Below are 20,710 nucleotides of genomic sequence, written 5' to 3'. Positions count from 1 at the left end.
GCCGCCCCGGGGAGCCGCCGGTGAGCCGCCCCAGGGAGAGGCCCAGCGATGGGCCCAGTGGTCGGCTCAGTGGTTGGCGAGGAAGGCGAGCAGGTCCTGGCGGGTGATGAGCCCGGAGGGCTTGCCGTCCTCCAGCACCACCGCGGCGTCGGCCTTCTCCAGCGCCTCGACGGCCCGCGCCACCGGCTCGCCGCCGCCGAGCGTCGGCAGCGGCGCCGACATGTGCTCGGCGATCGGGTCGTCGGAGGACAGCTTGCCGTGGTAGAGCGCCTCCAGCAGGTCGCGCTCGACGATCGAGCCGACGACCTCGGCGGCCATGACCGGCGGCTCCTCCTTCATGACGGGCAGCTGCGAGACGGAGTACTCGCGCATGATCGCGATGGCCGTGCCGACCGACTCGTGCGGGTGGGCGTGCACGAACTCCGGCATGTTCGCGCCCTTGCGCGCCAGCACGTCGCCGACCAGGCCCTCGTCCGAGGTCTCGGTCAGGAAGCCGTAGTCGGCCATCCAGTCGTCGTTGAAGATCTTGGACAGGTAGCCGCGCCCGCCGTCGGGCAGCAGCACGACCACGACGTCGTCGGGCCCGGCCTTGGCCGCCACCTGGAGGGCCGCGACCACGGCCATGCCGCACGAGCCGCCCACGAGCAGCCCCTCCTCGCGGGCGAGGCGGCGGGTCATGTTGAAGGAGTCCTTGTCGGACACCGCGATGATCTCGTCGCAGATCTCGGTGTCGTAGGTGGCGGGCCAGATGTCCTCGCCCACGCCCTCCACGAGGTACGGCCGGCCGGAGCCGCCCGAGTAGACCGAGCCCTCCGGGTCAGCACCGATGATCTTGACTCGGCCGCCGGAGACCTCCTTGAGGTAGCGGCCCGTGCCGCTGATCGTGCCGCCCGTGCCGATGCCGGCCACGAAGTGGGTGATCCTGCCCTCGGTCTGCTCCCACAGCTCGGGACCCGTCGAGTGGTAGTGGGAGTCGGGGTTGTTGACGTTGGAGTACTGGTCGGGCTTCCACGCGTTGGGCGTCTCCCGGGCGAGCCGGTCGGAGACCGAGTAGTACGACTCGGGGTGGTCGGGCGCGACGGCGGTCGGGCAGACCACGACCTCGGCGCCGTAGGCCCGCAGCACCGCGATCTTGTCCTGGGCGACCTTGTCCGGCACCACGAACAGGCACCGGTAGCCCTTCTGCTGGGCCACGATGGCCAGGCCCACCCCCGTGTTGCCCGAGGTCGGCTCGACGATGACACCCCCCGGCCGGAGCTGGCCGGACGCCTCCGCGGCCTCGATCATGCGCACGGCGATCCGGTCCTTGACCGAACCACCGGGGTTGAAGTACTCGACCTTGGCGAGCACCTGGGCGGGCGTCCCCGCGGAGACCTTGTGCAGCCTGACGAGCGGCGTGTTGCCCATGAGCTCGACCAGGGAATCGTATACGCGCACCGAGGTGTTCACCTTCTTTGCCAAAGCTTGATCAGCTTGCCTGTCGCCGAGGACCCGTGGGGGTGGCGGGCGCTCGGCTAGTTTCAAGCAAACGCTACCGCCGAGTTCGGATGAGGGGAGAACCCACATGGTCTGGGCAGCGGGGGTGGCGCGGGCCGCCCGGAAGATCGCCATCGCGGCGGCTCTCGGCGGCGGCGGCCTGACGGCCCTGGGAGCCACGGCGTACGGGCTGCTGCTCGTGGAGGGCCTGGTCGCGCGCAAGGCCATCGGCCGGCCGCACGGCCTGGACGGGCCGCCCTCCGACGGCGTCTACGGCGCCTACACCGGCCCGCCGGTGCGGCTGGTGATGCTCGGCGACTCCACCTCCATCGGGCTCGGCGTGAGCTCTCCCGGCAAGACGCCGGGCGTGCTCATCGCGGAGGGCCTGGCGCACGTGGCCGAGCGGCCGGTGCGTCTCGACGTGCTCGGCAAGTCGGGCGCGCCGTCGGCGGCGCTGGCCGAGCAGGTGGACCGGGCGCTGCGCCTGGACCCGGACGTGGCGGTCATCTTCGTCGGCGCGAACGACGTGGTGACGCAGACGCCGCCCGCGATGGCCGTGCGCCACCTGGTCAAGGCCGTGCGGCGGCTGCGCGAGGCGGGCGCGGAGGTGGTCGTCGGCACCTGCCCGGACCTCGGCACCGTACGGCCCATCGCGCAGCCGCTGCGCTGGGTGACGCGGCGCTGGAGCCGCCAGCTCGCCGCGGCGCAGACCGTGGCGGTGGTGGACGCGGGCGGCCGGACGGTGGCGTTCGCCGACCTTCTGGGCCCGGAATTCGATACAAATCCGGGCGAGATGTTCGGACCGGATCGTTTCCATCCATCTGACCGAGGTTACGCCTCGGCCGCTTACGCGGTGCTACCTTCTGTATGCACTGCGTTGGGGTTGTGGCCCGAACCGCGACCCGCGCGCGGCGAAGGACTGCAACCGATTTACCTCGCGGCGGCCACGGCCGCGGAGGAGTCCGGCACCGAGGTTTCCGCGACCCGGGTCGCGGGGCGGGCGACGGGTCCCTATGGCAGATGGGTGACGTTGTTCCGCCGCCGCCCCGGCGAGATGGTCAACGACGCCTGACACCGGTCACCCTCCGCTCCTGGGCCGTCACCCCTCGTCCCCTTTTGGAGTGGATGGACCGTGCTCCGGCCTCTCGCGCAACCCGCCCTCGCTCTCGCCGGCGTCCTCGCCGCGACCACGACCCTGGCCGGCTGCTCAGGCAGCGACGCGGCCACGGCGGCCTTCCCGGCCTGGCACGACTCCCAGGTCAACGTCGTCAGCCGGATGGTCACCGCCGGCGGGGTGGTCGCGGCCACGTCGATGAAGCCCGACGGCACGCTGGAGACCGTCGCCGCCGGCCTGTCCGACGGCAAGCGGCTGTGGGCGCACCCGGCCACGATGGCGGGCCGGCTGCCGGGCATGGGCGTCTCCGCGCCGGCCCTCGTCGACTTCCCCGGCCGGGGCGGCGGGCGCGAGGCCGTGGTGGTGGCGCTCGACCCGGCGCACAAGGGCCGCTGGACCGCCACGCTCGTCGCCCGCGACGCCCGCACCGGGCAGCAGCGCTGGACCCGGCCGATCCACTCCACGTTCGGCCCGCAGCGCTGCGGCCCGTACGTGTGCCTGGCCGAGAACACCGCCCTGGCCTCGGCGCGCGTGGTCGTGCTCGACCCGGCCACGGGCGCGGTCAAGTGGAAGCTGCCGGGCATCGCCGAGGTCGAGTGGTCCGACGACGAGCGGGTGCTCGTGCTGCGCCTGGCCGCCGAGCCGACGATCGAGTCGTACGAGCTGAAGACCGGCAAGCCGCAGTGGCAGCAGCCGATCGAGCAGGCGCTCGGCCCGGGCATCGACCTGTCGGGCGGCTGGGCGTTCGGCGCGGCCGGCCCCGACCTGGTCGGCTACCTCGCCCCCTACACCAACCCGCGCACGAAGAAGATGTCCACGTTCGGGCTGTTCTCGGTGAAGATCGCCGATGGCACGGTCAACTGGATGCGGCCGTCGGTGGTGCGCGTCTACCCGAGCGGCAGCCCCGGCTTCGCGCCGGTGGTGCGCCCGGTCGACCAGCGGGGCGGCTACGGTGGCTTCGCCCGGCTCGACGCCGGCACGGGGCGGGTGGTCGGCCAGATCACCGCCGCCGAGGTGCCCGGCTCGGGCTGGTGGCTGGCCTTCCCCGACCGCATGGAGAAGCTCGGCTTCCTCAAGCACGGCGCGAAGGGCACGGTCTTCGACCTGGCCGCCGGCCGTCCGGTGCCGGTCGAGGAGGAGCGCGGCTGGTCGTTCTGCGTGACCGACCCCAAGCCGCTGCCGCTGCGCGGGCAGCCGGCCGGGTTCTACTCGGTGGCGTCGCTGTGCGAGTACGACATCGCGACGGGCCGGCGGGTCACCGGCGAGCAGCCCCCGCCGTCGTGGTTCACCGGCAGCCAGAACGGCTGGCGGCTGTGGCGCGACGAGAAGGGCGGCATGCACGCCGTCAACGACAACACCGCCCCGACACCCGGCATGTACGGCTGAGCGAAGTTCGCAGGGCGGCAAGAAGCGGCAGAAATCTCATCGCCGACGGGCGCCTGGCCCCTCCGCAGCGCTGGAATATAGTTCTGGTTAGAGTGCTGACAAAGGAGGGGCCACATGCCCGAGGCAGTCATCGTCGCCACCGCCCGCTCGCCCATCGGGCGTGCCTTCAAGGGGTCGCTCAAGGACCTGCGGCCGGACGACATCACGGTGCAGATGATCCAGGCGGCGCTGGCCAAGGTGCCGCAGCTCGACCCCACGACGATCGACGACATCATGCTGGGCTGCGGGCTGCCGGGCGGCGAGCAGGGCTTCAACATGGCCCGCGTGGTCGCCGTGCTGCTGGGGCTGGACAACGTGCCCGGCACCACGGTCACCCGCTACTGCTCGTCCTCGCTCCAGACCACGCGCATGGCCTTCCACGCGATCAAGGCGGGCGAGGGCGACGTGTTCGTCTCGGCCGGCGTGGAGATGGTCTCGCGGTTCGTCAAGGGCAACTCCGACTCGCTGCCCGAGACGCAGAACCCGGTCTTCGGTGACGCCGTCGCGCGGACGAAGGCGTTCGGCGAGGGCGGCCACACCTGGCACGACCCGCGCGAGGACGGCCAGGTGCCCGACATCTACATCGCCATGGGCCAGACCGCCGAGAACCTCGCCCAGCTCAAGGGCGTCACCCGCCGCGACCAGGACGAGTTCGGCGTCCGCTCCCAGAACCTCGCCGAGAAGGCGCTGGCCGACGGCTTCTGGCAGAAGGACATCACCCCGGTGACGCTGCCCGACGGCACCGTGGTGAGCAAGGACGACGGCCCGCGGCCGGGCACCACCTACGAGGGCGTGGCGGGGCTCAAGCCCGCCTTCCGCCCCGACGGCACGGTCACGGCCGGCAACTGCTGCCCGCTCAACGACGGCGCCGCCGCGGTGGTCGTCATGAGCGACGTGAAGGCGGCCGAACTGGGCATCACGCCGCTGGCCCGCATCGTCTCGACCGGCGTGACCGGCCTGTCGCCGGAGATCATGGGGCTCGGGCCGGTGGAGGCGTCGCGGCAGGCGCTGGCCCGCGCCGGGATGGCGATCGAGGACGTGGACCTCGTGGAGATCAACGAGGCGTTCGCCGCCCAGGTCATCCCGTCGTACCGGGACCTCGGGATCGACCTCGACCGGCTGAACGTCAACGGCGGCGCCATCGCCGTGGGTCACCCGTTCGGCATGACCGGCGCCCGCATCACCTCCACGCTGATCAACAGCCTCCAGCACCACGACAAGACGATCGGCCTGGAGACGATGTGCGTGGGCGGCGGCCAGGGCATGGCGATGATCCTGGAGCGCCTCTCCTGAGGGCGTGACGGGTCCTGACGGCGCGGCGGCCGCCCGGTGCTCACCGGGCGGCCGTCGCCGTCCGGCGAGCCGGGAGAGAGCCGCTCAGCCGTGGATGTCGGGCCCGGCGCGGGTGGGCGTGACGAGGAGGACGACCCGCCGCTCGCGCTCCATGGCCGCGCGGTAGTCGTCCCAGTCGGGATGCTCGCCCGAGACGTCGCGGTAGTAGGAGACCAGGTGGTCCATGGCCTCCGGCAGGCCGACCACCTGCGCGGTGCCGTCCACCTGCACCCACTCGCCGAAGAAGCCTTCGGTGAACGCGCAGATCGACACCTGCGGGTCGCGGCGGACATTCCGTGTCTTGACCGCCGTCTCCCGCGTGCTGATCACGATCCGCCCCTCGGCGTCCACCCCCACCAGCACCGGTGAGAGCTGCGGACGGCCGTCGGCGTGCCGGGTATGCAGGACGGCGCGATGGGCGCGCCGCAGGAATTCGCGTGCCTTGTCCAGATCCATCCGTCCATGATGACGCGCCCGGGCCGGCGGCACGGGCGCGTCAGCGGGACTTGGGAGCCTCTAGATGAAGCCCATGCGGTTACGGCGGTGGCGCTCGTGCTCGTGGACGATCGCGGCGGCGTAACCGTGTGTCAGCCCGTGCTCCTGGGCGAGCCAGTTGGCCCGTTCGTCACACCGGAGGAACGATGGGCCGTTGTCGATGGCTTGGAACCACTCGGGGAGTTCGCGTCCCGTTATCGATGGGACCCTTGCGATCAGCTTCGTCTGCGTCTCCGGTGAGTGGTTCAAGGACATGGGCACCTCCACGGAATAAGGTCCTTTGCTTGACACTGCAACACCTGTCCCGTGATCGCAACCCCCAAGTCGCCACCACTTCGTTACGCGGGGTTCATCATCGGACGCTAAGCGAAGGGGCCCCGCCGGATCGGCGGGGCCCCTTCGGACCTGCTCAGTCGCTGTTGGTGAAGTAGCTGATGAAGCGCAGCACCTCGAGGTAGATCCAGACGAGGGTCAACGTGAGGCCGAACGCGCACTGCCAGGCGAACTTCTCCGGAGCGCCCTGGCGGACGCCCTGCTCGACGGCGTCGAAGTCGAGCAGGAGGAAGAAGCAGCCGAGCAGGATCATCGCGATGCTGAAGACCCAGCCGATCGGGCTGTCGGTGCGCAGGCCGAGGCCGGTGCCGTTGAAGATGCCGACCAGCAGGTTGACCACCATGAGGCCGAGGGCCGCGATGCCCGCGGCTACGACGTACTTCACCAGCTTCGACGTGACGCGCACGATGCGCAGCGCGTAGACCGTCAGGACGGCGCCGAAGGCCAGCGCCGTGCCGAGCACCGCCTGGACCACGATGCCGGGGAAGTACGCCTCGAACACCCGGCTGATCGCCCCGAGGAAGACCCCCTCGAAGAGGGCGTAACCGAGGATGAGAGCGGGGTTGACGCTCTGCTTGAAGGAGGCGATCAGACCGAGGACCAGGGCGACGATGGCCGAGCCGACGGCGACGCCCGTGGGAACCTTGAAGTACCACGCCGCCGCGGCGCCCACGACCAGCATGCCGAGGGTCATGAACCCGCGGACCACCACGTCGTCGAGCGTCATCGTGCGGGGAGGGGCGTACGAGGGGGTCTCGTACATGTTCTGCAACTGCGCGGGGGTCGGGGTGGGCGCGCCCCACCCGGCTGACTGCTGTCGTGTCCTGCTGAAAACCGGGTTCTTGCTCTCCATCGCTGCCCTCCTGTGCGTCGAGCCTAGGGGACGGGTCTCCGCCCGGTCGGGCTCGCGCTCAGATCTCTGTGGTTTCGATACTTCAACGCGATGACAACGAACGCGGGTTCCGGTGAGTTCCCGGACACCGTTCGTGAACAAAAAAGGTATTTCCCGTGGTAGAAGCAGGTGCCCCCGGCGGGATTCGAACCCGCACGTCAACCCTTTTAAGGGGTTTGCCTCTGCCATTGGGCTACGGGGGCGCCGCAATCATACGAAACGGACCATGCTTCCGTTGAGCACAACTTCGCATCATGAGTCACAACTGTGAAGTCTGCTGTGAAGTGATAGGGCTCCTGGCACTGTGTCCAGGAAGGGCAGCCCCATCGCATGGTCCCGTAAGTGCGGAATACCCCCGGCCAAGGAGGCATCGGCTTCGATGGTGACGGGATCTCTCGTTCCTCGCAAGCAGTGCAGGTGAGGGCATCGAAGGCCGGTGCCGCCCGCCTTCCCGGTCCCGCCTTTCACGACCGGGCCGGTTCGACGGGACGGAAGGTGATCTCGGAGTCGAGGCCGGAGCCGATCTCCGCGAGGTCGCGCGCGAGCGCGCCGGTGTCGACCGCCCGGGGCAGTTCGACGTCGGCGATGAGCACGTACAGGTGCCCGGTCAGGCGGGTGCTCATGCCGGTGATGTTGCCGCCGACGGCGGCGAGCACGGTGCTGACGGCGGAGATGATGCCCGGCCGGTCCGGGCCGTGGAGGGTCAGCACGTAGCCGTGGCCGTTGGAGGCGCAGCCGAAGTGGCGGCGGGCCTCCACGGCGGCCGCGGTCACCACGAGGTCGTGGGCCCGCAGCCGTTTGGCGATCTCCTCGGCGTCGAGGTCGCCGGAGACCAGGAACATCATCGCGATGTGGCCGCCGAGCAGCGTCATCGTCGAATCGGTGATGTTGGCACCGCACTCGGCCAGCGAGCCGGTGACCGCGGCGATGACTCCGGGCCGGTCGATCCCGAGCACGGTCACCGCTGAGAGCGCCACCCGCGCATCCCCTTTCGTTCGGCAGGACGCGGGCGCCGGAACGCCCCGGTGCGAGGGCACCGGGGCGCTGCCGTACGTGTGCTCAGTGACGCATCGTCGCGACGGCGGCGCGGAATCCGTCGCGCGGGTGCTCGACCTCGCCGAGCGAGATCGTCTCCCGCTTGAAGAACAACGCCAGGGTCCAGTCGACGACGACGCGGACCTTGCGGTTCAGCGTCGGCACCCGCGACAGATGGTAGGTGCGGTGCATGAACCACGCAGGGAATCCGCGAAGCTTCACTCCGTAGACATTGGCCACACCCTGGTGCAGGCCGAGTCCGGCGACCGATCCCACATACTTGTGGCGGTAGTCGACCAGTTGCTCCCCGCGGAGATAGCGGATGATGTTGTCGGCGAGGACCTTCGCCTGCCGCACCGCGTGCTGGGCGTTGGGGGCGCAGTACTGACCGGGGTTGGTCACGTCGGGCACTCCCGCGACGTCGCCGGCGGCGAAGGCGTCACGGGTGCCGGCGACGGTCAGCGCGGCGGTGGTCTTGATCCGGCCGCGCTCGTCGAGCGGCAGGTCGCTGGAGTTGACGATCACGCTCGGCTTGACGCCGGCGGTCCAGACGAGGGTGTCGGCCTCGAACTCCGAGCCGTCGGAGAGCACGACGTGGCCGCCGACGCACGACTCCAGGCGCGTGTCGAGCTTGACCTCCATGCCGCGCTCGCGCAGCTGCTCCAGCGTCCACTTGCCCATCTCGGGCCCGACCTCGGGCAGCACCCGGTTGGTGGCCTCGACCAGCACCCAGCGCAGGTCGGCGGGGGTGAGGTTGCGGTAGTAGCGCGTGGAGTCCTTCGCCATGTCCTCCAGCTCGGCCAGCGCCTCGACGCCCGCGAAGCCGGCGCCGACCACGACGAAGGTGAGCGCCCGGCGGCGCACCTCGGGGTCGTCGGTGGACTCGGCCACGTCGAGCAGGTGCAGGACGCGGTTGCGCAGCGCGATGGCCTCGCCGACGGTCTTGAAGCCGATGCCGATGTCGGTGAGCCCGGGGATCGGCAGCGTCCGCGAGATGGAGCCGGCGGCCATCACGATGACGTCGTAGGAGACCTTGCGCGCCTCGCCCTCGGCGGGCTGGAAGGTGACGACGCGGGCGGCGTGGTCCACCTCCGTCACCGTGCCGTTGAGGATCCGCACCTTGGGCAGCACCCGGCGCAGGGGGGCGACCATGTGCCGGGGCGACAGGTTGCCCGCCGCGGCCTCCGGCAGGAACGGCTGGTAGGTCATGTAGGACTGGGGGTCGATGATCGTGATGCTGGCCTCGCCGTTGCGCAGTTCGCGGCCGAGCTTGCGCTGGAGGCGCAGAGCGGTGTACAGGCCGACGTAACCACCGCCGACGATCAAGATGTGCTTGTTCATCGTGAGGCCCATCCCTCGAAGAGCTTGTGAAAGCATTCACAAGCCTATGTCAGGGTGGCCCGAAAACTCCAATCCGTGAGCAATGCAACGCGTCACACCGACAGCTCGCGGGCGCGCAGGAAGACGTCGTCGAGCATCTGGGCGGTCACGCGGCCGGTGAACGTGTTCTGCTGGCTGGGGTGGTAGCAGCCGAGCAGCGTCACCGGCGTCCCCTCGTACGCGATCGCGACCTCCGCCGCGTGGCCGAACGGCGGCCTGACCCGCGGCAGGGTGTAACCCGCCTCCTTCAGCGCGGGCCACCCGGCCTGCCAGGCGTAGCCGCCGAGCGCCACGATCACCCGCACGGACGGCGCGGTCAGCTCGATCTCCCGCGTCAGCCACGGGAAGCAGGCGGCCTTCTCCTCCGGGGCCGGCTTGTTGGCGGGCGGCGCGCACCGCACCGAGGCCACCACCCGCGCGCCGATCAGCCGCTGCCCGTCGGCCGCGTGCGTGCTCGTCTCCTGGGCGGCCAGGCCGCAGCGGTGCAGCGAGGCGAACAGCCAGTCGCCGCTGCGGTCGCCGGTGAAGATGCGGCCGGTCCGGTTGCCGCCGTGGGCGGCGGGGGCGAGCCCGGTGACGAGGATCCGCGGCCGCTCGTCGCCCCAGCCGGGGACCGGCCGTCCCCAGTACGTCTCGTCCGCGAACGCGCGCCGCCTCACCTCGGCGACCTCTTCGCGCCACTCCACCAGGCGGGGACAGGCGCGGCAGACGGACTGCCGGGCCGTGAGCTCCGCGAGGGTGCTGCTGGAGGCGGCGAGGCGGCGCACGTCCGCGGGGTCCTGGGCGACCGGCGTGTCAGCGGTCGCCGGGTCGCCGGGCCAGCCGGTGCCGGGAGGTACGAAGCTCATGCCTCCGATGGTGCCCGATCAGCGGGACCGCTTCGGCGTGGGCGTGGCGGCGGGCTTGGTGGGGGTCGGCGTGACCGTGGCGCTCTCGCTCGCCTCCGGCTGCGTGGGCGGCACGCTCGGCATCGGTGGGGCCGGCGAGGTCGTGGGGCACGGGGTGGTCGAGTGCGCGACGCCGGAGTCGTCCACGGTGTACTCGTCGGTGATCAGCGGCAGGGGGTAGCGGTTGAGTATGACCTCGCCGCAGGACCGGTCGACGCTGTAGCCGTGATTCTCGGGGTGCGTGATGACCGGGTTGCCGTCCTGGTCGTAGAGGTAGACGTCGGTCAGCGGGGTGCCGTCCTTGGCGTACGGCTTGATGTTGTAGACCTCGCCGTCCACCCCCGAGGCGGTCTCCATGATGACGCGGGGATCCGCCTGGATGTTCCGCAGGGCCTCCTGGTCGCCGGCGAGGTGCCCGGCGGTCACGAAGCCGCCGAACAGCGCCAGCCCGGCCACCATGTTGACGGCGACGGCCAGCAGGCGCGTCACCCGGTCGCGGCCCCGCCGGCCGAACCACACCGACGCGCAGACGGACGCGACGACCACCACCCACTCGGCGGGGTTCTCGGGAGCGAGGTGGTCGTGGCCGCGGCCCGCGAGGTTGAGCACCAGCAGGGCGAGGACGTAGCCGCGCAGCAGCCACCAGCCCGGCCGTAACTCCGGCAGGAAGCCCACCAGAGCGCGGTAGGGCGCCTGCCGCAGCAGCGTGGCATGCAGGTCGCCCAGCCGCCTGCGCAACTCCAGGCGACGCCTCTGGCGGCCCGCCGGCCGGCCCCCGTAGGCGGCCGCGAGCTCCTCCGCGTAGGCGGCCGGCGGGCCCAGCCGCTCCTCCAGCGGGACGTCCGACTCGGCCGCGATCTCCGCCAGGTGGTCGTCCAGGTCCTCCAGCAGTTCCTCCCGGTCCGGGTGATCGACCAGGGCATCCCGTACGGCCTGCGCGTACGCTGCGATGCTTGTCATGCGTGTCCCTCCTTGACCAGGGATGCCATGGTGGCGGCGAACGAGGCCCAGATCCCGGCGTAGGAGGCGTACATGCGCCTGCCGGTGTCGTTCAGCCCGTAGTACTTGCGATGCGGCCCCTCGTCGGAGGCCACCACGTAGGAGTTGAGCGCGCCCGCCTTGAAGAGCCTGCGGAGCGTGCCGTAGACCGAGGCGTCGCCCACTTCCTCCAGGCCCGCCTCGCGCAGCCGGCGCACGACGTCGTAGCCGTAGCCGTCGCGCTCCGACAAGACCGCGAGGACGGCCAGGTCGAGGACGCCCTTGAGGAGCTGGGTGCTATCCACGCACCGCACACTACTGTGGTTTGCGTAGTACTGCCAACAAGAGAAAACCGGATGGCGTCACGAGGACGCCATCCGGTTCAGGTCAACCGGTGTGCCGAGCCGTTCAGCTCGTCGCCGCCGGCTTCGGGCAGACCGCCGAGAAGGCGGCGTTGCCCGAGGAGACCGAGTTCGGGCTCACCACGACGAGCTCGATGTTGCCCTTGGTCTCGGTGGCACTGTGCGTGCCGCCGACGCCCCAGGTCACGTCGGTGCTGCCGTTCACCTCACGGGTGAGGTCGCCGCCGTCCTTCTGGCCGTTGACCAGCCAGTAGTACTTGACGGTGGTGGGACCCGTGCTGGTGAGGGTGGCCTTGAAGTCCACGCCGGGGCCGCGCTTGTCGGCGCACATGTCGTTGCGCTGACCGGTCTGGGAGACCGCCGACACCGAGACGGTGGGCTTGGGAGCCTGGCAGGCGGCGTACGACTGCGTGATCGAGTCGTGGCTGCCCGCGCCGGACACCGTCAGCGTGATCTTGCCGCCCTTGGTCGCGTCACCGGAGAGCACGCGGTCGTCGAGCGAGACGGTCCGCGAACCGCCGTTGGAGAAGTACTCGTAACCGCTGTCCACGGCCTTGCCGTTCACCCACCACGTGTACTCGACACGGGCGCGGCCGGTCGAGCTCACGGTGGCGTGGGCGCCGACCTTGCAGCCGTCGTTGTTGGTGGCGGTCACCAGGTTGGTGGCCGAGACCCGGGTGGCCGGGGCCTCGTCCTCGCACAGGACCTTGTAGTAGGCCCGGTTGGAGGACTCACGGCCCGGACCGAGGATCTCCAGCTGCGCGTAGCCGGACTGGCTCTCGCGCGGGGAGATGCCGAAGCCCACCCGCTTGGTGTCGTAGACCTTGGTCTTGCCGTAGTCGACGACGCGGCCGTTCAGGACCCAGCGGTACCGGACCCAGGCCGGGTCGCTGACCCGGATGACACCGGTGAAGTCGACCTTGTCGCTGGAGGTGGCGCAGGTGCCGACGTAGCGGCTGGGGCTCGCCCAGACGCGCGCCGAGACCTCGGGGCCCTGCTCCTCCTCGATGACGATCGGCTTCTGGCAGCTGACCGAGAAGTAGCCCTTCTTGGAGACCGCCTTGCGCGGGCCGAGGACCTGGACGGCCTCCCAGCCCTTGACGTTCTCCTCGAACTTCAGCTTCTCGCTGACCTTGACGTACTTGGCCCCGTGGCCCTTGAGCTTGACCGTCTTGATCTTGCCCTTGGAGCCGTCCCCGTGGAGCCAGCGGTAGGCCAGCGTGGTCTTGCCGTCGACGGTGACCTTGATCCTGGAGGACACGGTCACGTTGACGGGGCAGGACCCCTCGTAGTCGCCCGTGGAGGCCTTCGGCGTGGAGATCGAGACCTTGGGCGCCTTCGTGGCGGTCGCGGCGGCGGCCAGGGCCGCCTTGCCGGCAGCCGGAGCGGCGGCCGGGGTGGCGGCCTGGGCCGGGCTGGCGACCAGCGCCGCGACCATGCCCGCCAGCACGGTGGCGGAGGCGCCGAACGCCGCAGCCTTACGTGCTAAGGGAGAGGACTTCATGTGAGAGTGCTCCATTCCGTGAGGGAAAAGATGCGCTCGGGAACGGTCGCCACGCCGGCACCACCTGTGCACAGCAATATGGCAAAGCCCCCGTTTTGCCCCTTTACCTAAGCACAAAACTGATTGCACGCTCAACACGAACGCGAAGATGAAATGTCCGGATTTACCGGGTTTTCAGATCAGGGACCAGGCAATTCCATCCAAGATGTCGTGTTCACTGACCACGACCTGCGAAAACGCGAAACGCCGCACGATCCGGTCCAGGATGAGCGCCCCCACGCCGATGACGTCCACCCGGCCGGGATGCATGACCGGAATCGCCGCCCGCTCACCATGGGTCATCGCCAGCAGCCGCCGCGTCACCTCGTAGATCTGCTCGGCCTCGATCCGCGCGTGGTGGATGCGGGCCGGGTCGTACTCCGGGAGGTCCAGGGCGATGCCCGCGACCGTCGTGACCGAGCCCGCCAGACCCACCAGCGTGTGCGCCCGCTCGACCGGCACCGCGTCGGTCACCTTGTCCAGCGCGTCCTCGATGTCGGCCGCCACGGCCTCCAGCGCGGCCTCGGACGGCGGGTCGCCGGCGTCGCGCAGGTGCCGCTCCGTGAGCCGCACGCAGCCGATGTCGACCGACAGGGCCGCCTCCGCGTGCGCCGAGCCGAGCACGAACTCGGTCGAACCGCCGCCGATGTCCACCACGAGGTACGGCGGCATCGGCCCCTGCGGATGCTCGGTCTCGGGCGACAGCCGGACCAGCCCCCTGGTCGCGCCCGTGAACGACAGCTCCGCCTCCTCCGAGCCGGTCGCCACCTCCGGGTCCACGCCGAAGATCTCGCGCACCCCGGCCGCGAACTCGTCGCGGTTGGCCGCGTCACGCGTCGCGCTCGTCGCCACGACCCTCGTGCGCACGGCCCCGTGCTGGTCGATCAGCTTGCGGTATCCGCGCATCGCGCCGAACGTGCGCTCCAGCGCGTCGGCGGCCAGCCGGCCGGTCCGGTCGACGCCCTGCCCCAGGCGTACGATCTCCATCCGCCGCTCCACCTCGGTGAGCGTGTCGTCGGAGACGTCCGCGATGAGCAGGCGTACGGAGTTGGTGCCGCAGTCGACGGCGGCTACACGCATGGTCCGTCACTCCACCAGTCGGGGAGGGCATCGAGCGCCTCCCTGCCGAACGGGTTGCTCCCGGGGACCGCCAGCTCGTGCGCGACGAGCGCGTGCAGGCACTTGACCCGCAGCGGCATGCCCCCCGTGCTCTGCATGCCACGAGGAAGCGGTTCCATGCCCGCGTCCTCGGCCGCCTTGTCGCGCCTGGCGACGTAGTCGTCGTGCGCGGCCTGGTAGGCGGCGGCCAGCTCCGGGTCGTCGGCCAGCCTGGCCTGCATCTCCCGCATCAGGCCCGAGCCCTCCAGCGTGCCGATCGCCGAGGCCGCCCGCGGGCAGGTCAGGTAGTACAGGGTCGGGAACGGCGAGCCGTCCGGCAGGCGCGGCGCGGTCTCGACCACGTCGGGGTTGCCGCACGGGCAGCGGTGCGCCACCGCGCGCAGCCCCCGCGGCGGCCGGCCGAGCTGCCGGCGCACCGCCTCCACGTCCCGCTCGGCGACCCGGCCCTCGCCGGCCTCGTTCTCAGGGCTTTCCAACGCTCTCCTTCTCCCCTGCGCCCACCTGGTGACCCTTGCCCGAGTCGGCGGCCTCCACCGACCGCCAGAGCGTCTGGTACCACGGCGGCGGCGCGGCGGGCTGCTTCACCGTCGCGGGCGTCCTGCCCTCGTCGGCGTCCATCACCACGTAGCACTTCTCGCCGGCGCCGCAGTAGTGCAGCCGCTCCTTGGCCGTACGCTTGATCCAGTTGGGGTCGCGGATCTGCTGCACCCGCGCCTCCAGCGTCCGCCGGTCGGCCTCGACCCGCGCCTTCTCCGCCTGCAGCGCCGCGATGGCGCGGCGCTGGGCGATGTACTCGCGCACAGGGTAGGCGAGGCTCATCGCGATCGCGCACACCACGACCGCGAGAATGGCGGCCCGGCCGGTCAGCTGCGGTCTCCTGGCCATGCTCCCCCTCACATCGAGCCCGCGTGGCGGGCCCGGGAACGGGCCCGCGGTCGATCGGCGGCCGCGGGGACCGTACCCGAAACTAGCGGCGGAAACGCGGGAAGGCCGCGCGACCCGCGTAACGGGCGGCGTCGTCGAGCAGTTCCTCGATGCGCAGGAGCTGGTTGTACTTGGCCACGCGGTCGGAGCGGGCCGGGGCGCCGGTCTTGATCTGGCCGCAGTTGACCGCGACCGCGAGGTCGGCGATCGTCGTGTCCTCGGTCTCGCCCGAGCGGTGGCTCATCATGCAGCGGTAGCCGTTGCGGTGGGCCAGGTCGACGGCGTCGAGCGTCTCGGACAGGGTGCCGATCTGGTTGACCTTGACCAGCAGGGCGTTGGCGGTGCCGCTGCCGATGCCGCGCTCCAGCCGCTCGGGGTTGGTCACGAACAGGTCGTCGCCGACGAGCTGGACCTTGTCGCCGAGGGCGTCGGTGATGGCCTTCCAGCCCTCCCAGTCCTCCTCGTCCAGCGGGTCCTCGATGGAGACCAGCGGGTAGTTGTCGACCAGCTCGGTGTAGAAGGCGATCAGCTCCTGGGCCGACATGCCCTTGCCGTCGATCGTGTAGACGCCGTCCTTGTGGAACTCGGAGGCGGCCACGTCGAGGGCCAGCGCGACGTCCTCGCCCGGGGTGTAGCCGGCCTTCTCGATGGCGACCAGGATGAGGTCGAGCGCGTCGCGGTTGGACGGCAGGTTGGGCGCGAAGCCGCCCTCGTCGCCCAGGCCCGTGGCGTAGCCCTTCTCCTTCAACACCTTCTTGAGCGCGTGGTAGACCTCGGTGCCCATGCGCACCGCCTCGCGGAACGTGCCTGCGCCGATCGGCGCGATCATGAACTCCTGGATGTCCACGTTGGTGTCGGCGTGGGCGCCGCCGTTGAGGATGTTCATCATCGGCACGGGCAGGACGTGGGCGTTGGGGCCGCCGAGGTAGCGGAACAGCGGCAGCTCGGCGCTGTCGGCGGCGGCCTTGGCCACGGCCAGCGAGACGCCCAGGATGGCGTTGGCGCCCAGCTTGGACTTGTTCGGCGTCGCGTCCAGGTCGATCATGATCTGGTCGATGATGCGCTGGTCCTCGGCCTCGACGCCGTGGATCTCATCGAAGATCTCGTCGGTGACGGCGAGCACGGCCTTCTCCACGCCCTTGCCGCCGTAGCGCTCGTCGCCGTCACGCAGCTCCACGGCCTCGAACTGACCGGTGGAGGCGCCGCTCGGCACGGCCGCGCGGCCGCTGCTGCCGTCGTCGAGGACGACCTCGACCTCCACCGTGGGGTTGCCCCGGGAGTCGAGGATCTCGCGGGCGTAAACGACCTCGATGGTAGCCACGGGATGCGCTCCTAAGTCGAAAGGCAATATGCCTTCAGAGCCTATCGGTACCCCTACCTACCGGCCCGCAGGGTCCACGCGCGCATGGCGCCGCCGACGGCCGCGACCAGGCCCGGACGCCCGTCGACAGTGCCCGCCGCCAGGGCCGTGACGGCGCCTCCCCCGCTCTCCGGAGGCAGGAGGGTGGCGGCCCGCTCGCACGTGCGCGCGTCCCACACCCGCAGCCCGGAGCCGACCGCCGCGGCGAGAAGGGGGCGGCCGTCGGCCTCGGTCAGCGCCAGCGCGGCCGGGTCCGGCGCCTCCTCCGCGGTGACCCGGCACACCTGCCGCCCCGTCCCCGCGTCGTGCACCGCGGCGCCCCCTTCCCCCTTGACGCTCGCCGCGACGAGCGTGCCGTGGCTGACGACGCGGGCGACCGGACCGCCCAGCCGGACGCTGACCGGCTCCGGGCGGTTCCACAGATCGACGATCGTGAGCTCCGTCGCCCCGGTGGCGAACGCCACCCGCGACCCGCTGCCCGGCCAGGCCACACCGGTGACCCCGGCGGCGCCGGCGAAGAACCGGCCGGACCTTCGCCCGCTGAGCAGGTCCCACGCCTGCACCCTGCCGTCGGCGCAGCCGACCGCCGCCGCCGGGCCCTCCTCGCGGCTCACCACGGCCATCACGGCGGAGGCGCGTCCGCCCGCACACACCTCGAACGCCCGCACCGCGCCCGACCTCGTGACCGTGGACTCGGCCGGTGCGCCCTCCTTGCCGGTGAACGCGGCGGGTGCGGCGCCCGTGCCCGAGGCCGCGGCGGCGGCGGCGAGTGACGGGGTCCAGCGGGAGACGCGGCCGTCCACGCTCGACCACACCACCGCGGGCGCCCCGCCCACCTCGGCGAACGCCAGCGAGGTGACGCCTCCACCCTCCTCCGGAGCGGTGGCGGCCAGCTTCCTGCCCGTGGCGACGTCCCACAGCTCGACGGAGCCCGCCTCCGGGGCGACGGCCACGACGGTCCGGTCGCCGATCCGCCCGACCGCGAGCGCGGCCGTCGCCCGGCCGCCCAGGGACACGCCGGATCTCGGGCCGTACGCCTCGGCGACACCTGGGCCACCCGACCGGCCACTCCCGATCCCGGCCTTGGCGGGACTCCCCTGAGAGCCCGCGCCGTGCCAGTTCAGGCCCAGCGCCACGCCGCCGAGCACGAGCACGGCCAGGCCGCCCGCGGTCAGCACCCGTCCTCGCCCGGTCACCGAGAGCCCGCCCCGCCCCGCGCCCCGCCGACTCCTCACGTCACGCCGGTCCCCCCGCCCGCGCACCTCGGAGGACCACCCGTCCGCCGGCTCGGGCGCCTCGTCACGGCCCTCTGGCCGGGAGTGCCGCCCGGCCCCGGCGGACGTGCTCCTCCAGGAGGACCCGGCCCGCCCGCGCCCGGCTTCCACGCGCCCGCCCTCCACAGGGCCACCGCCCACGAGCCCGCCGTCACCCAGCAGGCCGTCCCTCAGCGGGTCGTCCGCCAGCAGGTCGTCCAGGAGAAGGTCGTCCGCCAGCGGGTCGTCCGGGAGAAGGTCGTCCGCCGGCCCCGACCGCGCGAGACCGCCCTCGATCAGCGCCGACAGGGCATCGGCCGCCGAGGGGCGGGCCTCGGGACGCTTGTCCAGGCAGGCCGCCAGCAGCGAGCGCAGCGGCTCGTCGATCCCCGACAGGTCGGGCTCGTCGGTGAGGATCCGGTGCATCACCGCCGGGATGGACTCCCCCGCGAACAGCGACCGACCCGTGGCGGCGTACGCCATCGTGGCGGCCCAGGCGAACATGTCCGAGGCGGGCGTGGCCGGTTCGCCCGCGATCTGCTCCGGCGACATGTACCCGGGCGTGCCGACCACCGTGCTCGCGGAGGTGGCCGCCTCCATGACCTTGGCGATGCCGAAGTCGATCACCCGGGGCCCGTCGGGCCCGCACAGGACGTTGGCCGGCTTGAAGTCGCGGTGGACGATCCCGGCCCGGTGGACGGCGCCCAGGGCGGCCACGGTGCCGACGGCCAGCCGGTCCAGCGCCCCGCCCCTCCGCGGCCCCTCGTCCTCCACCAGCTCCCGCAGCGACGGCCCGGGCACGTACTCGCTCACGATGTACGGCCGGCCGTCCAGCACTCCCGAGCCGATGACCCTGGCCGTGCAGAACGCGGCGACCCTGCCCGCGATGCCGCATTCCCGGAGGAAGCGCCGCGTGGCGCGGTCATGGCCCATCAGCCGCGCGTGCAGCACCTTGACCGCGACCTGCCGGCCGTCGGCGTCCTCTCCCAGGTACACCGTTCCCTGTCCGCCGTCGCCGAGGCCGCCCAGGAGGCGGTAGCCGCCGATCTCGCGCGGCTCTCCGGCGTGCAAACCGCGTGGTTGAGGCACGCTTGATCACCCCCGTAACCCCGTGATCCTGACATTTCACCGCCACCCGGCGCCACCGGATCAGCCGATCCGGGCGGGCGGCGCAGCGCGTCAGGACGGAAGCGTCAGGACGGAGAAGAGGACTCCCAGGTGAGCACCCGGTCGCGGTAGGCGCGGGCCGCCGCGCGCAGCTCCGCCTCGGGGTCCGCCCCGGCCGCCTGCGCCCGCCGTACCAGGTCGAACAGCTCGTGCCCGAGGCCCTGGCCGATCCCCGCGGCCAGCGCGTCCGGTGCGCCCCCGCGCCCGGCGCGCCGCAGGAGCTGGGCCGCGAGCGACAGCGCCGGCTGGCCCAGCGGCACCCCGTCCAGCACGGACGGCTCCTCGCCCCTGGCGGCCCGCTCGGCGGCCTTGATGGCCTCCCAGTTGTCGTTGACCTCGTCGGCGCTGTCGGCCCGCACCGCGCCGAAGACGTGCGGATGCCGCCGCACGAGCTTCTCGACGATGCCGGCGGCCACGTCGTCCACGTCGAAGCCCTCGGCCACCCGCGCGTGGAACACCACCTGGAGCAGCAGGTCGCCCAGCTCCTCGCGCAGCGCCGCGTGGTCGCCCTGCTCGATGGTCTCCAGCACCTCGTAGGCCTCTTCGAGCAGGTAGGGCACCAGCGACTCGTGGGTCTGCTTGCGGTCCCAGGGGCACTCGGTCCGCAGCCGGTCCATCACGGCGACGAGGTCGAGCACCCGGGCGCCCGGCAGGTCGTAGGAGCCGGGCACGACCTCGATGACCGGCGGCTCGTCCAGGGCGATCGCGGCGTGCCCGACCGCCCGCATGAAGTCCTCGTCGTCCTCGGCCAGCCACACCACGGTGTCCGCGACGGCCTCGCGGGCCAGCCGGGCGGCGTCGGGCTCGACGACCGTCACCTCGATCCCGGCCTCGGCGAGGTACGGGAGCTGGGGGTGGGACGCGGAGCCGGCGAGCACGCGGCCGGAGCGCAGCGCCTGCCACGCCTGGTGGCTGAGCAGCCCCGGGGCGACCCGGGGCGAGCTGGTGACGAGGATCAGCGGCACGGGCTAGCCCTGCTGCTGCGTGGCGTTCTGGGTCGCGGCCTTGCCGAAGCGGCCGGCGTCGGCGAACAGGCCGGGGCTCGTCTGCGAGCGCTGCGCGTTGACCACCCCGTACCGGGGGCTGTAAGTGATCTTTATGGCGGCGGCCTCCTTCTGGATCCGCTCGCTCCCGCGCTGCTGGGCCGCCTGGTCGGTGCCGCCGCCGTACTGGGCCATCAGCTTCTGCAGCCCCACCGAGACGCGCATGAAGCGGCGGCCGTTGCTGGGCGCCATGCCCTGGGAGACCATGTACTGCTCGAAGCTGCCGCCCTGCTGGGTGGCGGCGCCGATGGCCTGGTCGACCTCGGCGTCGGTGACGTTGACCTTGGCCTTCCGGACGAGCTGCTCGGCCTGCGCGATGTTGGCGAGCTGGTAGAGCACCACCTCGGTGGTGGAGCCGGGGATGCCGAGCGCCTGGGTGGTGAGCCCGGTCTTGGTCAGCGCGGCGTCGTACTCCTTGACGTTGCGCTTGAGGTCGCCCGCCGAGATGCGCTCGTTCCCGACGACGGCCGCGGCGCCGGCCTCCACGGGCGCGGAGCAGGCGGTCAGCGCGACGAGGCTCGCCCCTGCCGCGGCGGCGGCCACAGCCATTCGAATCGACTTCACTTACGTCCCTTTCCGACAAAAACCCGGC

At 71.7% G+C, this 20,710-nt stretch carries 20 protein-coding genes and 1 tRNA gene; 3 read left to right on the top strand and 18 right to left on the bottom strand.

All coding sequences use genetic code 11. From position 1 onward, the window contains the following. Positions 1-66 precede the first annotated feature (66 nt). On the bottom strand, positions 67-1,437 hold the full coding sequence (locus HD595_RS22400) for a cystathionine beta-synthase (RefSeq protein WP_253772054.1): 1,371 nt from the start codon (positions 1,435-1,437) through the stop codon (positions 67-69). Positions 1,438-1,564: 127 nt separating this feature from the next. Here HD595_RS22400 and HD595_RS22395 point away from each other — a divergent pair, with 127 nt between their 5' ends. The 3 genes from HD595_RS22395 (at position 1,565) to HD595_RS22385 (ending at position 5,308) form a co-directional block, all read left to right on the top strand. Continuing rightward, positions 1,565-2,548, top strand: coding sequence for an SGNH/GDSL hydrolase family protein (locus tag HD595_RS22395; RefSeq protein WP_253772052.1), 984 nt, complete (start codon positions 1,565-1,567; stop codon positions 2,546-2,548). Between the two features lie 60 nt (positions 2,549-2,608). Further along, a complete protein-coding gene (locus tag HD595_RS22390) occupies positions 2,609-3,976 on the top strand; it encodes an outer membrane protein assembly factor BamB family protein (protein ID WP_253772050.1) in 1,368 nt (455 codons plus the stop codon). A 114-nt stretch (positions 3,977-4,090) separates the two neighbouring features. After that, positions 4,091-5,308, top strand: coding sequence for an acetyl-CoA C-acetyltransferase (locus HD595_RS22385; protein ID WP_253772048.1), 1,218 nt, complete (start codon positions 4,091-4,093; stop codon positions 5,306-5,308). 84 nt (positions 5,309-5,392) lie between these two features. Here the strand turns inward: HD595_RS22385 and HD595_RS22380 are convergent, their stop codons facing one another. The 17 genes from HD595_RS22380 to HD595_RS22300 all read right to left on the bottom strand — a co-directional run bounded on the left by HD595_RS22380 (position 5,393) and on the right by HD595_RS22300 (position 20,682). Then, positions 5,393-5,803, bottom strand: a complete 411-nt coding sequence (locus HD595_RS22380) for a PPOX class F420-dependent oxidoreductase (RefSeq protein WP_253772046.1) — start codon at positions 5,801-5,803, stop codon at positions 5,393-5,395. A 60-nt stretch (positions 5,804-5,863) separates the two neighbouring features. Further along, positions 5,864-6,097 (bottom strand): DUF4287 domain-containing protein, encoded by a 234-nt coding sequence (locus tag HD595_RS22375; protein ID WP_175592802.1) that lies wholly within the window; start codon positions 6,095-6,097, stop codon positions 5,864-5,866. Positions 6,098-6,251: 154 nt separating this feature from the next. Continuing rightward, positions 6,252-7,028 (bottom strand): Bax inhibitor-1/YccA family protein, encoded by a 777-nt coding sequence (locus HD595_RS22370; protein ID WP_253772044.1) that lies wholly within the window; start codon positions 7,026-7,028, stop codon positions 6,252-6,254. A 169-nt stretch (positions 7,029-7,197) separates the two neighbouring features. After that, positions 7,198-7,270, bottom strand: a tRNA-Leu gene (locus HD595_RS22365). 261 nt (positions 7,271-7,531) lie between these two features. Further along, positions 7,532-8,044: a glycine cleavage system transcriptional repressor gene (locus HD595_RS46835; protein ID WP_253772042.1), complete on the bottom strand. Its 513-nt coding sequence runs from the start codon at positions 8,042-8,044 to the stop codon at positions 7,532-7,534. An 82-nt stretch (positions 8,045-8,126) separates the two neighbouring features. After that, positions 8,127-9,443, bottom strand: coding sequence for an NAD(P)/FAD-dependent oxidoreductase (locus HD595_RS22355; protein WP_253772040.1), 1,317 nt, complete (start codon positions 9,441-9,443; stop codon positions 8,127-8,129). Between the two features lie 92 nt (positions 9,444-9,535). After that, positions 9,536-10,330: a uracil-DNA glycosylase gene (locus HD595_RS22350; RefSeq protein WP_253772038.1), complete on the bottom strand. Its 795-nt coding sequence runs from the start codon at positions 10,328-10,330 to the stop codon at positions 9,536-9,538. An 18-nt stretch (positions 10,331-10,348) separates the two neighbouring features. After that, positions 10,349-11,329 carry a hypothetical protein gene (locus HD595_RS22345; RefSeq protein ID WP_253772036.1) on the bottom strand — a complete coding sequence of 327 codons (981 nt, stop codon included), beginning with the start codon at positions 11,327-11,329 and terminating at the stop codon, positions 10,349-10,351. Next, entirely contained in the window at positions 11,326-11,652 is a 327-nt protein-coding gene (locus HD595_RS22340) for a PadR family transcriptional regulator (RefSeq protein WP_253772034.1), read from the bottom strand. Before HD595_RS22340 ends, HD595_RS22345 begins: the two co-directional genes overlap by 4 nt. Before the next feature lie 103 nt (positions 11,653-11,755). Beyond that, positions 11,756-13,213 (bottom strand): hypothetical protein, encoded by a 1,458-nt coding sequence (locus HD595_RS22335; RefSeq protein WP_253772032.1) that lies wholly within the window; start codon positions 13,211-13,213, stop codon positions 11,756-11,758. A gap of 174 nt (positions 13,214-13,387) precedes the next feature. Beyond that, the gene (locus HD595_RS22330; RefSeq protein WP_253772030.1) at positions 13,388-14,332 is read right to left on the bottom strand and encodes a Ppx/GppA phosphatase family protein; all 945 of its coding nucleotides are present in this window, start codon (positions 14,330-14,332) and stop codon (positions 13,388-13,390) included. Next, a complete protein-coding gene (locus HD595_RS22325) occupies positions 14,323-14,847 on the bottom strand; it encodes a DUF501 domain-containing protein (RefSeq protein ID WP_253772028.1) in 525 nt (174 codons plus the stop codon). The genes HD595_RS22330 and HD595_RS22325 overlap by 10 nt, the downstream gene beginning before the upstream one ends. Further along, positions 14,834-15,256: an FtsB family cell division protein gene (locus HD595_RS22320; RefSeq protein ID WP_253772026.1), complete on the bottom strand. Its 423-nt coding sequence runs from the start codon at positions 15,254-15,256 to the stop codon at positions 14,834-14,836. The genes HD595_RS22325 and HD595_RS22320 overlap by 14 nt, the downstream gene beginning before the upstream one ends. A gap of 82 nt (positions 15,257-15,338) precedes the next feature. Further along, positions 15,339-16,616, bottom strand: a complete 1,278-nt coding sequence (eno, locus tag HD595_RS22315; RefSeq protein ID WP_253772024.1) for a phosphopyruvate hydratase — start codon at positions 16,614-16,616, stop codon at positions 15,339-15,341. A 53-nt stretch (positions 16,617-16,669) separates the two neighbouring features. Beyond that, complete coding sequence (locus HD595_RS22310; RefSeq protein WP_253772022.1) at positions 16,670-18,997, bottom strand: WD40 repeat domain-containing serine/threonine protein kinase; 2,328 nt, start codon at positions 18,995-18,997, stop codon at positions 16,670-16,672. A 104-nt stretch (positions 18,998-19,101) separates the two neighbouring features. Next, a complete protein-coding gene (locus tag HD595_RS22305; RefSeq protein ID WP_253772020.1) occupies positions 19,102-20,040 on the bottom strand; it encodes a nucleoside triphosphate pyrophosphohydrolase in 939 nt (312 codons plus the stop codon). 3 nt (positions 20,041-20,043) lie between these two features. Further along, complete coding sequence (locus HD595_RS22300) at positions 20,044-20,682, bottom strand: SurA N-terminal domain-containing protein (RefSeq protein WP_253772018.1); 639 nt, start codon at positions 20,680-20,682, stop codon at positions 20,044-20,046. Between the last annotated feature and the right edge of the window lie 28 nt (positions 20,683-20,710).

Origin of the sequence: Nonomuraea roseoviolacea subsp. carminata (assembly GCF_024172185.1) — a bacterium.
GTDB classification, from domain to species: Bacteria; Actinomycetota; Actinomycetes; order Streptosporangiales; family Streptosporangiaceae; genus Nonomuraea; species Nonomuraea roseoviolacea.
Note: the sequence above shows the minus strand (reverse complement) of the source record. Positions and strands in the feature narration are given on the sequence as shown.

Excerpts from the sequence above, each read along its gene's own strand:
- HD595_RS22395 (WP_253772052.1), top strand. The coding sequence starts at position 1,565 with ATGGTCTGGGCAGCGGGGGTGGCGCGGGCCGCCCGGAAGATCGCCATC.
- HD595_RS22385 (WP_253772048.1), top strand. The coding sequence starts at position 4,091 with ATGCCCGAGGCAGTCATCGTCGCCACCGCCCGCTCGCCCATCGGGCGT.
- HD595_RS22380 (WP_253772046.1), bottom strand. The coding sequence starts at position 5,803 with ATGGATCTGGACAAGGCACGCGAATTCCTGCGGCGCGCCCATCGCGCC.
- HD595_RS22375 (WP_175592802.1), bottom strand. The coding sequence starts at position 6,097 with ATGTCCTTGAACCACTCACCGGAGACGCAGACGAAGCTGATCGCAAGG.
- HD595_RS22370 (WP_253772044.1), bottom strand. The coding sequence starts at position 7,028 with ATGGAGAGCAAGAACCCGGTTTTCAGCAGGACACGACAGCAGTCAGCC.
- HD595_RS22355 (WP_253772040.1), bottom strand. The coding sequence starts at position 9,443 with ATGAACAAGCACATCTTGATCGTCGGCGGTGGTTACGTCGGCCTGTAC.
- HD595_RS22350 (WP_253772038.1), bottom strand. The coding sequence starts at position 10,330 with ATGAGCTTCGTACCTCCCGGCACCGGCTGGCCCGGCGACCCGGCGACC.
- HD595_RS22345 (WP_253772036.1), bottom strand. The coding sequence starts at position 11,329 with ATGACAAGCATCGCAGCGTACGCGCAGGCCGTACGGGATGCCCTGGTC.
- HD595_RS22335 (WP_253772032.1), bottom strand. The coding sequence starts at position 13,213 with ATGAAGTCCTCTCCCTTAGCACGTAAGGCTGCGGCGTTCGGCGCCTCC.
- HD595_RS22330 (WP_253772030.1), bottom strand. The coding sequence starts at position 14,332 with ATGCGTGTAGCCGCCGTCGACTGCGGCACCAACTCCGTACGCCTGCTC.
- HD595_RS22320 (WP_253772026.1), bottom strand. The coding sequence starts at position 15,256 with ATGGCCAGGAGACCGCAGCTGACCGGCCGGGCCGCCATTCTCGCGGTC.